Genomic DNA, 13,918 nt, shown 5'->3' on the forward strand with positions numbered 1-13,918 from the left:
CCCGGAGCCATCGCGGCAAGCAGCGACGGCAGCGCTCGCCTCGACGCGCTCACCACCACAAACCACTGCGCCCCGTTCACCAGCCATGCCGGTGACGGGGCGCATCGTTCCAGCGAACAGCGATAAAAAATCAGGTCACCGGCGCCGGATTGAACAGAACCAGCGCGTTATGCAGCTTCAGTTTCTCGGCGCGCGTCTGCTTCTTTCCGCTCGCGACATCGAGCATGAGACGGAACAACTCCCAGCCCACGTCCGCAATCGTCGCTTCGCCCGTCGCGATGGTGCCCGCGTTGATATCCATCAGATCGTGCCAGCGCCGCGCCAGATCCGAACGCGTCGCGACCTTGATGACCGGTACTTCGGCCAGGCTGTACGGCGTGCCGCGTCCGGTGGTGAACACATGCAGGTTGATACCCGCAGCCAGTTGCAGCGTGCCGCAGATGAAGTCGCTCGCGGGCGTCGCCGCGTAGATCAAGCCCTTCTGCTTGACCTTTTCGCCCGGCGAAAGCACGCCCGAAATGGTCGAGCTACCCGACTTGACGATGGACCCCATCGCCTTCTCGACGATATTCGACAGCCCGCCCTTCTTGTTGCCCGGCGTGGTGTTCGCGCTGCGATCCGCGCCGCCGCGCTTCAGATAATCGTCGTACCACTGCATCTCGCGGATGATCGCCGCCGCGACTTCGCCGTTCGCGGCGCGCGCCGTCAACTGGGCGACGCCATCGCGCACTTCGGTGACTTCCGAGAACATGACGGTCGCGCCTGCACGCACCAGCAGGTCGGTCGCGAAACCGACTGCCGGATTCGCCGTCAGACCGGAGAAGGCGTCGCTGCCGCCGCACTGCACGCCGATCACGAGGTCCGCCGCCGGACACGTCTCGCGGCGACGATTGTTGAGGCGTTTCAGGTGCGAGTCGGCCATGCGCATGATGGAATCGATCATCGACTCGAAGCCGACGTGCGATTCGTCCTGCAGCACGACCGCGCCGCCGTTCTCGTCCGCCGTGAGATCGCCGATATCGGCAACGTCGTCCACTTCCACCGATGCCGCCGCGATAGGAATGGTGCCAGGCGGCATCAGGCGCTCGGGCTGCAGCTTTTCGCAGCCGAGACTCACCATCATGACTTCGCCGCCGAAGTTCGGATTCAGCGCGATATTGCGCACCGTGCGGATAGGCACCATGGCGTCGGGCGCGTCGATGGCGACGCCGCAGCCGTACGTATGGCCGAGGCTCACGACATCGTCGACATTGGGGTATTGCGGCAGCAGTTCCGTCTTGATGCGCGTCACCGCGTGCTGCACGACGTCGGCCACGCATTGCACGGTCGTCGTGATGGCGAGGATGTTGCGCGAGCCGACCGAGCCGTCCGCATTGCGATACCCCTCGAACGTGAAGCCTTCGAGCGGCGAGCTGTCCGGCGCCTTGATGGTCGCGATCGGCAGATCGTGCAACTCGGGCGGCGTGGGCATGCGCAGCACGTGCTCGTTGATCCAGCTTCCCTTTGGCAGCGGCTTGTTCGCATAGCCGATCACGACGTTATAGCGGATGACCGCGTCGCCTTCCTGCAGATCGGCCAGCGCGACCTTGTGGCCTTGCGGCACGCGCTCGCGCAGCACGAGGCCGTCGGCGAACATGGCGCCTTCGCCCAGACCGCCGTCGTTGACGACGATCGCGACGTTATCGTCCGGGTGCACGCGAATATAGAGCGGGGACTGATTCATTCTTGATGATCCTTGGCGCGAAAACTTCTGCCGGCTAGAGTTATGTCATCCTACAACATAGCCGCTGTCTTTTGGTCGGTGTTTACCCCGAATAGCGCCGAATTCAATCACTTTCGGTTGTACGACGTCACCCCATGTTGTACGATGACCTATAAGCGCTGCAACCGCCGGACGCTGCCCACCGAGATAACACCATGACGACACCGCAAGAACTCAAGCAAATCGTTTCCGAAGGCCTGCTTTCTTTTCCCGTGACCGACTTCGACAGCCAAGGCAATTTCCGCGCGGATACTTACGCCGAACGCCTCGAATGGCTCGCGCCCTACGGCGCATCGGCGCTGTTCGTGGCGGGCGGCACGGGTGAGTTCTTTTCGCTGACGCAACCCGAATATTCGCAGATCGTGAAGACGGCCACCGAAGTGTGCCGTGGCAAGGTGCCCATTCTCGCCGGCGCGGGCGGCCCGACGCGCACGGCCATCGCGTTTGCGCAGGAAGCCGAGAAGAACGGCGCGCAGGGCATTTTGCTGATGCCGCATTATCTGACCGAAGCGTCGCAAGAAGGTATCGCGGCTCACGCCGAAGAAGTCTGCAAGGCCGTGCCGAAGATGGGCGTCATCATCTATAACCGCGCCAACTCCAAGCTCAACGCCGACATGCTCGAACGTCTGGCCGACCGCTGCCCGAACCTGATCGGCTTCAAGGACGGCGTGGGCGAGATCGAGCCCATGGTCACCATCCGCCGCCGTCTGGGCGACCGCTTCTCGTACCTCGGCGGCCTGCCGACCGCGGAAGTCTACGCCGCCGCCTACAAGGCGCTCGGCGTGCCGGTGTATTCGTCGGCCGTGTTCAACTTCATTCCGAAGACCGCGATGGACTTCTATCGCGCCATCGCGGCGGACGACCACGAAACCGTCGGCAAGCTGATCGACGACTTCTTCCTGCCGTACCTTGCCATCCGCAATCGCCGTGCGGGCTATGCGGTGAGCATCGTCAAGGCGGGCGCGAAGCTGGTCGGTCACGACGCGGGCCCGGTGCGCGCACCGCTCACCGACCTGACCGAGGAAGAAGTTGCCCAGCTCGACGTGCTGATCAAGAAGCTCGGCGCACAGTAAGAGTACGACAGGCAGGAGACACAAAAACGCGCGGCGCCGTCATCAACGAGCGCCGCGCGTTTTTTTGCCGTAACCAAAAGGAGATTGCCATGTCGATGAGCCGCGCTGCTGCTCCGGCCGACGCCATGAAGCGCACGAAAGTGCGTTACGTGATTCTGTTGCTGATCTTCGTGATCACGACCTTCAACTATGCGGATCGCGCGACCTTGTCGGTCACCGGCTCCGCGATGCGCGCCGAGTTCGGTTTCGACGCCATCCGCATGGGGTATATCTTCTCGGCCTTCAGTTGGGCGTATGTGCTCTCGCAGCTTCCCGCAGGCTGGCTGCTCGACCGCTTCGGCGCGCGGCGCGTGTATGCGGCGAGTATCTTTCTGTGGTCGCTGTTTACGCTGCTGCAAAGCTCGATCGGCCTGCTCGGCAGCGCCGCCACCGCCGTGACCGCATTGTTCGTGCTGCGCTTCATGATGGGCGCGGCCGAAGCGCCCGCCTTCCCCGCCAACGCCAAAGTGGTCGCAAGCTGGTTTCCGACGAGCGAACGCGGCACGGCATCGGCCATTTTCAATGCGGCGCAGTATTTCGCCGCTGTCGTGTTCACGCCGTTGATGGCCTGGCTCACGCACGCTTTCGGCTGGCATCACGTGTATATCGTCATGGGTATCGCCGGCTTGCTGCTTGCGCTGACATGGCTCGCTGTCATGAAGAATCCCGCCGATCATCCGGGCATCAACAAGCAGGAACTCGATTACATCGAGGAAGGCGGCGGCCTCGTGCGCGGGCATCGGCGAGGGCGCGTCGGTGGCAACGGTGGCAACGGTGGCAACGCTTTGGGCTGGAGCGCCGTGCGTCAGTTGCTCACGAACCGCATGCTGCTCGGCGTGTATCTCGCGCAGTTCTGCATCAACGTGCTGACGTACTTCTTCCTGACGTGGTTTCCCATCTATCTCGTGCAGGCGCGTCACATGACGATTCTGCAAGCGGGCCTGATCGCCTCGCTGCCTGCAATCTGCGGCTTTCTCGGCGGCGTGCTGGGCGGCGTGCTGTCCGACTCGCTGATCCGCCACGGGCGTTCGGTCACGTTCGCGCGCAAGCTGCCGATCGTCGCCGGCATGTTGCTGTCGTCGTGCATCATCGGCTGCAACTATGTGGATGCGGACTGGCTCGTCGTGGCGTTGATGTCGCTCGCGTTCTTCGGCAAGGGCATCGGCGCGTTGGGCTGGGCGGTGGTCGCGGATACGGCGCCGAAGGAAGCCATCGGCTTGTCGGGTTCGATCTTCAATATGTTCGGCAATGCGGCGGGCATCGTCACGCCGATCGTGATCGGCTATATCCTCGCGCGGACCGGCTCGTTCAACGGCGCGCTGGCGTTCGTCGGCGTCAATGCGCTGATCACGGTGTTTGCCTATCTCGTGATCGTCAAGGACATCAAGCGGGTGGAGTTAAGGCCGGTTTGATGTGTCAGCTCGATGTGTCGGCTTAAGTCGATGAAAGCGGCCTTCGTGGCCGCTTTTTCTCATTCCGCGGCGATCACTTCAATACGCAACGGTTCGCCGCCATTTGCAATCTCGACCAGCCGATCCACATTCGGATGCGCGCCCGGACGGCTGCGCGCATCGGTCGTATGTTCGGCGAAAAGAGCGAGGCCATACTCGGCGGCCTCGACATCGAGCGTGCCGAAGGCCTGCTTGAGATAGTGATACACCGCGAGCGAGCCCTGCTTGCCCGGCTTGTTTTCGATGCTCCACACCACCGCGCCTCGGCTATCGATCAGATCGATACGCCCGATACCATCGATGCCCGGCAACTGCGCCAGGTTGTCCTTGAATACGCTCTTCGGCTCGATCACGCTTGACGCTCCTGTTCGATAATGGACGTTCGGAAGCGCGCTATCTTACGTCAAAGGCACGATCGCATCGCCAAGCGCGATCGCTCCGCCTTCGATCACGCGTGCCGTGATTCCGCCGAAGCCGCGCACGGCGTTATAGCCGCCGACGCCGAAAGTCTCTTCCATCCGCGAACAGGGATGACATTCGCCGCTCGCTTCGAGCACCGCATCGCCGATACGAAACCGACGGTCCTTCAGCGCATGCAGATTGATGCCCGACGTGACGATATTGCGTCGCAGATCGAATGGCGAGACTTCGTCGCGGCCAAGATGGCTCGCAATGGCACGCATGCTTTCGAGCTGTATCAGCGTCACTTGCCGATTGCCCTGCTTGCGGCTGTAGTGGTCGCCGTCAAGGCCGCCGCCTGTCAGCGCCGTCGTACTCTCGACCTGTTGCATGGGCGCGCGCCGCGCCGTGCGCAAGCCTATCCATACTATTCCGCCGGGCAGCACGGGCGCGAGCATGAGACGGGCGAGCGGCGAAGCAGGATTGAGCGGCATGAGGACAATAGAAGCGCACGGCGATACGTACGATTCTATCGTTTGCCTTTAACTCGCGTCGGCCTGCAGGCCGTCGACATCGGTCACCGTCCTGGACGCGCGAATCACGCGCATTAAGAGCCACGCAATGAGATAAGCGCTGCCGCAGATCACGAAGATGACGTTGTAACCGGCGCCGATGTTGCCGAGCAACTTGAAGTGGTCGAGCACCGCGCCGACGAAAAGCGGAAAGAGCGTCGCGCCCAAGGCACCCGCCAATCCGCCAATGCCGACCACGGAGCCGACCAGTTGCTTCGGAAACATGTCGGACGCGGTAGTGAAAAGATTCGCCGACCAGCCCTGGTGCGCCGCCGCCGCGAGACTGAGCAAAGCGACCATCGCCCACATGTTGTCGATCCACGGCGCGAATGCAATTGGCGTGACGAGCAGCGCGAGGCCGAACATGGTCGTGCCACGCGCCTTCGAAACGCTCCAGCCGCGCGCAATCAGTTTCGACGATACCCACCCGCCACCCACGCTGCCGATGGACGTCGCGACATACACGATCACGAGCGGCAGCCCGAGGTTCTTCAAGTCGAGATTGAAGCGCGAATTGAAGTACGAAGGCAGCCAGAACAGCATGAACCACCAGATGGGATCCGTCAGCAATTTACCGACGAAGAACGCCCATGTCGGCCGCAACTTCAAGAGCGCGAACCAGCTGATGCGCGGTTGCGGCGCGGCGTAGGTGGAAGCGCCATCGTCGATCAGGCGAAGTTCTTCCCGCGACACCTTCTTGTGTTCCAAAGGCGCCTGATACATGAAGTACCAGAAGCCGAGCCACACGAAACCGGTCAGGCCGGTGACGAAGAAAGCCGCTTCCCATCCGTACACGGCCGCGAGCCAAGGCACGGTCGCCGGCGCCACCACCGCGCCGATGCTCGTGCCCGAAGTCAGAATGCCGACCGCGAACGCCTGTTCCTTGCGCGGGAACCATTCGGATACGCTCTTTACCGCGCATGGAAAGCTGCCCGATTCCGATAAGCCGAGCAAGGCTCGCATCACGCCGAAGCCGAAGGTGCTGCGCACGAGCGCGTGTCCGCACGCCGCGATGCTCCACAACAACACGCACACGCCATAGCCGATTTTCACGCCGACGCGATCGACGAGCTTTCCCGACAGCAGCATGCCCACTGCATAGCAAGCGGTGAAAATGACGACGATGTAGCTATATTGCGTCTCCGTCCAACTGAACTGCACCGCGAGCGCGGGTTTGAGCAGACCGAGCACTTGCCGGTCCAAATAGTTGATGGTGGTCGCAAAAAACAGCAGCGCGCAGATGCGCCAGCGGTAACTGGAACGGTCCATGTCTTGTCTCTCTCCACTTCATACGGTTTACTAAGTAATTATCTGGCCCACGATGACTGCGCCGAGAGGCACTAAAATCTCGCGCTGCGTTTCTCGCGAAAAGCCGCCACCCCTTCGAGCGCATCCGGCGATGCCTTGCATACCGAAGCCGCCAGTTCGTGCGCGATTTCTGCCTGGCCCGTTTCGACTAGTCGAAGCAGCCGCTTTCCAACCGACAGCGAGGTCCGCGACCGGCCGACGAGCAACGCGCTCACGGCATCGACACGTACGCGCAAGGTATCCGCGGGCAAGGCTTCGTTGACGATGCCCCAAGCCACCGCGCGCGCGGCATCGATAGGTTCGCCGAGCAGAATCAGTTCACGCGTGCGTACCGCGCCCACGAGTTCCGCGAGACGCGCGCAGCCCATCCAGCCGGGAATCGCGCCGACGGAGGCCTCGGGAAAACCGAGCTTCGCATCGACGCTCGCATAGCGCAGATCGCATGCAAGCGCGAGTTCCAGTCCGCCGCCAAGCGCACTGGCCGAGAGCACCGCGATGGTCGGAATATCCAGTTCCGCGATGCCACGAAACACGCGATTTCCCTCGCGTATGAAGCGCGTGCCCATCTTCTGGGGATCGATGTCGCCCCACTCGTTGATATCCGCGCCGCTCGAAAAGAAGCGCGGACTCGCGGTTTCGAAGCGCAAGACGCGCACGTCATCGTTGCGTTCGACTTCTTTCACGGCGCGCGCGATTTCGTCGAGCATGTGAAGCGTCAGCGCGTTATGACGCGCCACGCGTTCGAGCGTAATGACCGCGATGCCGCCCTCGACGGCGAAGCGAATGCCGGATTCCGATTGCATGCCTGTCTCCTCGTTCCGATTCGTTGTCATGCGGCCGACTCCACTTCGAGCAAATGCTCGTCGACGAGCGGCTCGAACGCCATGCGCGCGAGCACGTCGCGGCGCACGTCAATACCCTTCGCCACTTCGATGAGCCGCACGCCGAGCGCATCGAGCCGGAACACGGCGCGCTCGGTCACGTAGAGGACTTCCTTGCCTTCGAGACGCGCCTGCACACCGCTGAACGTGACATGGCGCACGCGCTTCACGGCCTTGGGCACCGAACCGGGCGTGACTATTTCGAGGCTGTCGGCGTGCTGCTTCACTTCGAGACCTTTCGCCTCGAATGCGCCGCAGAAGACGATCTTCTTCGCGCCCTGTGCAATGTCCATGAATCCGCCCGGGCCGACCACCGTGCTGCCGAGCTTCGACACGTTGACGTTGCCTTCTTCGTCGAACTCGCCCATGCCGAGGAAGGTCACGTCGATACCGCCGCCGCTGTAAAAGTCGAACTGATCGACGCTCGGGAGAATGGCATCGGCATTTCGCGCCGTGCCGAACATGGCGCCGTCGAGCATTACGCCGCGATGCACGCCCTGCTCCACCGATCCCCAGTAGTCGTTGGCGCGCCCCTGTCTTGCGAGCACGGCGGGAATCGCGCCCGGAAAGCCGAAGCCGAAGTTCACCGACTGGTCCACGCCAAGTTCCCGTGCCGCGCGCTCGGCGACAATCAGGCGCATGCCTTCGGGATAAGCCGCCTCATCGTTCGAAGAGTGCGCTTCCAAGAGCGCTTCGCCGCTCAACGCCGCGTCGTAGTCGCTGATCGCACATTGACGTTGCGCGGGCGTCTCGACGATCCGGTCGACCATCACGCCGGGAACGCGCACGAGCCGCGCGGGCACGTAGTCTTGCGAACGCGTCTTCACCTGCGCGACGACCGTGCCGCCGTTGTTGTGCGCGGCGAGCGCGACCGCGTAGATATCGAGGTCGGCGGGTTCGTGGCGCGTGGTGAGGTTGCCGCTGTCATCGGCGGAAGACGCCATGACGATGGCCCAGTCGATGCGAAACGGCATGTAGCGCAAATACTCTTCGCCGCCCAGCGTCACGAGTTCGACGAGATCCTCATGCGTTTGATCGTTGAGCTTGCCGCCGCCGAAGCGCGGATCGACGAACGTGCGCAAGCCGACGCGCGTCAGCACGCCAGGACGCTTCGCCCCGATCTCGCGAAACAGCGTGGCAATCACGCCGCCCGGAAAGCTGTACGCCTCGATACGGCCGCTCTCGGCGAGTTGCTGCATGGCCGGCGACCAGACCCAATGTCCGCCGATCACGCGCCTGACCATGCCTTCGTGCGCAAAACGGCCCAGACCGCTGCCGCGCCCGTCGCCGACGCCGAGCGCGTGAACCATCGTCAAGTCGCATGGATGCCCCGTCGTCAGAAAACGCGTTTCGATGGCGGCGAGCACGGCGTCGGGTTCCAGCAAGCCGCCGCCGGAACCGGTGATTGCAATCGTCGCGCCGTCGGGGATCGCGTTCGCGACGGCCTTGGCGTGAATCCATTTATCCAATTTAAATTACCTCGCTCTGATTCTTTAAAAACGAACTGGTTCGTTACTTAAGGAAGATGTTGGCACACGCTCGGATTGGCTTCAAGCGCTCGATGAACAAAGTGGGGTTTACGATGATCACGTCGACAGTCCGCGCATTGCCAGTGCCGGCGGCGTCGGCTAACGTTCAGGCTTCGAACACGAATGAGACGGGGCAATGCCGATAACGACCGCCGAAGCGCCGGACGCGCCGAAGAAAACCAAACGCACGCGCGATCCAATCCAGACGCAGACGAAGATCCTGGCCGCGGCCAAGGCGGAATTCGCGAAAGTCGGGCTGGGTGGCGCGCGCATCGATTCGATCGCCGAGAAGGCGGGCGTCAACAAGCGCATGATCTACGAATACTTCAAGGGCAAGGACGAACTCTTTCAGGCGGTGCTGGAAGACGCGTGGTCCGATATTCGCGACGCGGAGCGCAAGCTGGAACTCGGCCACTTGCCGCCCGCCGAGGCCATCCGCGCGCTCATGACGTTCACCTGGGAGTATTACCTCAAGCATCCCGAGTTCATGGCGCTCGTGAATAGCGAGAATCTGCATCGCGCGCGGCATGTGAAGAAGTCGCTGCGTTTTCGCGAACTGCACGGCGGTTTCATCGACATGCTGCAGTCGATTCTCGACCGTGGCGTCGCGGCCGGCGACTTCCGCAGCGGCATCGACGCGCGCCAGTTGCATCTGACGCTCGCGGCCATCGGCTACTACTACCTGACCAATCGCTTCACCGGCGAAGTGATCTTCGGCTTCGATTTCGTCTCGAAAGAGGCGCTGCGCGAACGCCTCGAATTCAATATCGATACCGTGCTCAGCCTGCTGCGTCCGCGCTGACCGCATTTCGGCGGCCTTTCTCTGCCGCCGCTCTCCTGCTAGGTAAAAACCCTCTTCGGCTCGATATCGCTTGATTTTATAAATAACGAACCGTATCGTTACTTACAAATCATGGAGGGAAAGGGCAATGAACGAACGTCCCGTTGCGCTCGTCACCGGCGCGCGTCGCGGCATTGGCCGCGCGATCGCGCTGGAACTCGCAAGCGCCGGTTTCGATATCGCCATCACGGATATCGCCGCATCCGCCGAACTCGACGATGCCCGCGACGCCGTCATCGCACGCGGCGCACGATGCGCGGTGCAACTCTCCGATCTCGCCGACATCGCGCAACACGACAGCCTGTTCGGCGCAATCGAAGAACGTCTGGGACCGGTGACGTGTCTCGTCAACAATGCGGGCGTCTCGGTGATGTCGCGCGGCGATTTGCTCGATGTATCGCCGGAAAGTTACGACCGGTGCCTCCAGGTGAACACGCGCGGCACGTTTTTTCTGATGCAGGCGTTCGGGCGGCGCATCGCGCGCAATACCGCTGCGCCTGGGGCGAACTATCCACCGTCGATCATCACCATTACTTCGTCGAATGCCGTCGCGGCCTCCGTGCGGCGCGGCGAGTATTGCGTGTCCAAGGCCGGTCTCTCCATGGCAACGACGCTCTTCTCGCTACGGCTCGCGGACTTCGGCGTGGGCGTCTACGAAGTGCAGCCGGGTTTCATCGAAACCGAGATGACGGCGCCCTCGAAAGCGCGCTACGACGTGCAAATGGAACACGGTCTCACCGCGATCAAGCGCTGGGGCACGCCGCAAGAAGTGGCTACCGCCGTGCGCACGCTCGCCACGGGCGGCTTGCCCTACAGCATCGGCCAGCCGATTCGCATCGACGGCGGTCTTCTCGTTCACAAATACTGAGCATACGCATGCAGATCACGCTTCCAACCGAACGCGGCACACTAGAAACCTATCGTCTGATTGGCACGCCGCTCGTGCCGCGCCAACCCGATGCGCCGTTCAATCGCGTCGCATACTCGGCGGCACATGTCGTCGCCGATCCACGCAAGAGCGGCGAGCTTCACGAACCCGTTGCGATCGACTGGGCACGCACGCTCGAGTATCGGCGCTATCTGATCGGGCAAGGGCTCGGTATCGCCGAAGCGATGGACACCGCGCAGCGCGGCATGGGCCTGCCGTGGAAGAGCGCGCTCGAGCTGATCACGCGCACGATAGCGGATACGCGTGACATGCCCGGCGCTTCGATCGCTTCGGGCTGCGGCACCGACCACGTCGCGCCGCATACAGTCGGCTCTTGCGACGACGTGATCCGCGCCTACGCCGAACAACTCGAAGCCATCCAGCACGCAGGCGGCCGCGTCATCCTGATGGCAAGCCGCGCGCTCGCACGGGTGGCGCGAAATGGCGACGATTACCGGCGCGTCTATCGTGAAGTCCTGTCGATGTGCAATGAGCCCGTCATCCTGCACTGGCTCGGCGACATGTTCGACCCGGAACTCGCGGGTTATTGGGGCGCGCCAGACTACGAGAGCGCGGCGCGGACGTGTCTTGACATTATCGGCGAGAACGCGGCGAAGATCGACGGCATCAAGATTTCGCTGCTCGACGACGCGAAGGAGATCGCGTTTCGGCGCCGCCTTCCGCATGACGTGAAGATGTACACCGGCGACGACTTCAACTATCCTGTTCTGATAGAAGGCGACGAGGTCGGGCATTCGCATGCGCTGCTCGGCATTTTCGATGCCATTGCGCCCGCCGCATCGCAGGCGCTCGCCGCGCTCGCCGTCAACGATCACGCGCGCTATCACGCGTTGCTCGCGCCGACCGTGCCGCTATCGCGCCATATTTTTCGTGCGCCGACGCAGTACTACAAGACGGGCGTCGTGTTTCTCGCGTATCTGAACGGCTTTCAGGATCACTTCTTCATGCTCGGCGGGCATCACGGCATGCGGCCGCCCGTGTATCTCGCGGATGTATTGCGTCTTGCCGATCGCGCCGGCCTACTGCGCGATCCCGAGCAAGCGATTGTGCGAGCGCGCGCGGTTTTATCGGCCCTCGGTTGCGGCGCCTGACATCATGCGCAGCCTGCAAGGAAGACTCGATCTATGCTCGATCAACACGGCGACGCTTGGCCATCGCGAGCCGCTCGACGTGACCATCGACCGTATCGCGCGTGCGGGATTCGGCGGCATTGCGCCGTGGCGGCATGAGGTGGAACAAGCAGATGTCAAGCAGATTGCACGGCAGATTCGCGCGCACGGACTCACGGTGACGGGCTATTGCCGCTCGACTTACATTCCGGCGACGACGCGTGCTGGGTTCGACGCGAACATTGCAGCGAACCGCGCGGCTCTGCGAGATGCAGCGATTCTCGACGCACGCGCCTTTGTCATGGTCGTGGGCGCGCTGCCCGATGACAGTCGCGACCTGCGCGGCGCGCGCGAGCAGATAGCGGAAGGCATCGGCTTATTGCATGAAACCGCGCGTGACTGCGGCGTGCCGCTCGCGCTCGAACCGCTGCATCCCATGTACGCGGCAGAACGTTCGGCCATCAACACGATCGCGCAAGCGCTGGCGATATGCACGGACATCGATCCTCATGCGGATGGCTTTCTCGGCATCGCTGTCGATGCCTACCATTGCTGGTGGGACCCGGCGCTCCTCGAGTCGATAGGCGCGGCGGGACGCGACAAGAGGATTCGTGCGTTTCACGTATGCGACTGGCTGCGCGACACGCGCGACATGTTGCTCGATCGCGGCATGATGGGCGACGGCGTGATCGAACTCGCGGCGCTGCGGGCCGCAGTCGAACGCGCGGGCTATGACGGTTTGATCGAAGTGGAGATTTTTTCGAAGGACAACTGGTGGCGCCGCGATCCCGCCGATGTGCTCGACATTTGCGCGCAGCGTCTGCCGAGTGTGTGCTGAAATCTTGGCCTAGTTGGTTTGCGCTTTCTTGGCCCTCGTCGCTGGGTCATCGAGAATGTATCGTACGGTTCATGCCTCAAGGAGAAACACGCATGAACCCAAGGATCGTCATACGCCATCTCGATACGCCCGCCGACTGGACGCGCGCTTTCTCGGTGATGAAACAACTGCGTCCGCATCTGACGGATGCCACGGCTTTCTGCACGCAACTGCGAGCACAGCATGAACAAGGCTACCGTTTGATCGCCGCGTCCGACGCGGACACGGTCCTCGGACTCGCGGGTTATCGCACGCAGATGAATCTGATATATGGACGCTTTGTCTACGTGGACGATCTCGTCGTCACGAACGAGTTGCAACGTAGCGGCATCGGCGCAAGCCTGCTCGATGCCGTGCGCAACATCGCGCGCGAATCCGATTGCGCCCACTTCGTGCTCGACACAGGCCTGCATATGGCGCTCGCGCAGCGCTTCTACTACCGCAATGGCTTGCTCGCGCGAGGCATGCATTTCGTCGAGACGCTGAACGACACGACGGAGCAGACGCGATGAGACTTCTTCTGCTCAACGCCAGCCCGCATGGCGAGAACAGCCACGGCCATCGACTCGCCATGGAGATGATCGAGCGTCTGCGCAGCACCAATATCGTCGAAGTGATCGAACGCGATCTGACGGCGCATCCGCTTGCGCCCATCACACGCGATTATGCCGGCAACGTTACCTCGCGCACGCCCGATGCCAGCGCGTTCGATCTCTCCGAAACGCTGGTCGGCGAGATAGAAGCGACCGATGCGCTAATCATCAACACGCCGATGCATAACTTCACCGTTCCCGCCGCGTTGAAACTATGGATCGACTATGTGTTGCGCATTCATCGCACGTTCGCGGCCACGCCCGAAGGCAAGATCGGCTTGATGCGCGACCGGCCCACGTTCGTGATCGTCGGGTCCGGCGGTTTCCATACAGGGGAACGCGCGCGTCAGCCGGACTTTCTGACGCCGTATCTGCGATATGCGCTGGGTTCCATCGGCATTCACAGCGTGCAGTTCTTGTTGCTGCAGGGGCTCGTCATGGGAGACGCCGCAGTGGAGGACGCATTGCGTGTTGCACGCGCCAGGCTCGCGCATCATGCGCTCTTCGCTTCGAGCGATTCCGTCGCGCTCTAATC

General features: G+C 62.4%; 14 protein-coding genes. 8 read left to right on the forward strand and 6 right to left on the reverse strand.

All coding sequences use genetic code 11. The features are described from left to right. Positions 1-130: 130 nt before the first annotated feature. Positions 131-1,723 carry a galactarate dehydratase gene (garD, locus tag NCT03_RS23890; RefSeq protein ID WP_250494156.1) on the reverse strand — a complete coding sequence of 531 codons (1,593 nt, stop codon included), beginning with the start codon at positions 1,721-1,723 and terminating at the stop codon, positions 131-133. A gap of 194 nt (positions 1,724-1,917) precedes the next feature. Here garD and kdgD point away from each other — a divergent pair, with 194 nt between their 5' ends. Continuing rightward, on the forward strand, positions 1,918-2,835 hold the full coding sequence (gene kdgD, locus NCT03_RS23895) for a 5-dehydro-4-deoxyglucarate dehydratase (RefSeq protein WP_244830083.1): 918 nt from the start codon (positions 1,918-1,920) through the stop codon (positions 2,833-2,835). 89 nt (positions 2,836-2,924) lie between these two features. Then, entirely contained in the window at positions 2,925-4,286 is a 1,362-nt protein-coding gene (locus NCT03_RS23900; protein WP_250494157.1) for an MFS transporter, read from the forward strand. Between the two features lie 59 nt (positions 4,287-4,345). Here the strand turns inward: NCT03_RS23900 and NCT03_RS23905 are convergent, their stop codons facing one another. The 5 genes from NCT03_RS23905 to NCT03_RS23925 form a co-directional block, all read right to left on the reverse strand. Beyond that, positions 4,346-4,678 (reverse strand): DUF2322 family protein, encoded by a 333-nt coding sequence (locus NCT03_RS23905; protein ID WP_250494158.1) that lies wholly within the window; start codon positions 4,676-4,678, stop codon positions 4,346-4,348. Positions 4,679-4,723: 45 nt separating this feature from the next. Next, a complete protein-coding gene (locus tag NCT03_RS23910; RefSeq protein ID WP_250494159.1) occupies positions 4,724-5,218 on the reverse strand; it encodes an MOSC domain-containing protein in 495 nt (164 codons plus the stop codon). A 48-nt stretch (positions 5,219-5,266) separates the two neighbouring features. After that, positions 5,267-6,565, reverse strand: a complete 1,299-nt coding sequence (locus NCT03_RS23915; RefSeq protein ID WP_250494160.1) for an MFS transporter — start codon at positions 6,563-6,565, stop codon at positions 5,267-5,269. A 71-nt stretch (positions 6,566-6,636) separates the two neighbouring features. After that, a complete protein-coding gene (locus tag NCT03_RS23920) occupies positions 6,637-7,407 on the reverse strand; it encodes an enoyl-CoA hydratase/isomerase family protein (protein WP_250494161.1) in 771 nt (256 codons plus the stop codon). Positions 7,408-7,433: 26 nt separating this feature from the next. Then, the gene (locus NCT03_RS23925; protein WP_250494162.1) at positions 7,434-8,954 is read right to left on the reverse strand and encodes an acyl CoA:acetate/3-ketoacid CoA transferase; all 1,521 of its coding nucleotides are present in this window, start codon (positions 8,952-8,954) and stop codon (positions 7,434-7,436) included. Between the two features lie 196 nt (positions 8,955-9,150). Between NCT03_RS23925 and NCT03_RS23930 the strand changes: the two genes are divergently transcribed. The 6 genes from NCT03_RS23930 to NCT03_RS23955 all read left to right on the forward strand — a co-directional run bounded on the left by NCT03_RS23930 (position 9,151) and on the right by NCT03_RS23955 (position 13,916). Further along, a complete protein-coding gene (locus tag NCT03_RS23930; RefSeq protein ID WP_244830074.1) occupies positions 9,151-9,816 on the forward strand; it encodes a TetR/AcrR family transcriptional regulator in 666 nt (221 codons plus the stop codon). A gap of 127 nt (positions 9,817-9,943) precedes the next feature. Beyond that, a complete protein-coding gene (locus NCT03_RS23935; RefSeq protein ID WP_250494163.1) occupies positions 9,944-10,723 on the forward strand; it encodes a 3-ketoacyl-ACP reductase in 780 nt (259 codons plus the stop codon). A gap of 8 nt (positions 10,724-10,731) precedes the next feature. Further along, positions 10,732-11,895: a dihydrodipicolinate synthase family protein gene (locus NCT03_RS23940; protein ID WP_250494164.1), complete on the forward strand. Its 1,164-nt coding sequence runs from the start codon at positions 10,732-10,734 to the stop codon at positions 11,893-11,895. 4 nt (positions 11,896-11,899) lie between these two features. After that, positions 11,900-12,751: a sugar phosphate isomerase/epimerase family protein gene (locus NCT03_RS23945; protein ID WP_250494165.1), complete on the forward strand. Its 852-nt coding sequence runs from the start codon at positions 11,900-11,902 to the stop codon at positions 12,749-12,751. A gap of 92 nt (positions 12,752-12,843) precedes the next feature. Next, a complete protein-coding gene (locus NCT03_RS23950) occupies positions 12,844-13,302 on the forward strand; it encodes a GNAT family N-acetyltransferase (RefSeq protein ID WP_250494166.1) in 459 nt (152 codons plus the stop codon). Beyond that, complete coding sequence (locus NCT03_RS23955) at positions 13,299-13,916, forward strand: FMN-dependent NADH-azoreductase (protein WP_250494167.1); 618 nt, start codon at positions 13,299-13,301, stop codon at positions 13,914-13,916. Before NCT03_RS23950 ends, NCT03_RS23955 begins: the two co-directional genes overlap by 4 nt. Positions 13,917-13,918: the final 2 nt, after the last annotated feature.

Origin of the sequence: Caballeronia sp. GAWG1-1 (assembly GCF_023631465.1) — a bacterium.
Classification (GTDB): Bacteria; Pseudomonadota; Gammaproteobacteria; order Burkholderiales; family Burkholderiaceae; genus Caballeronia.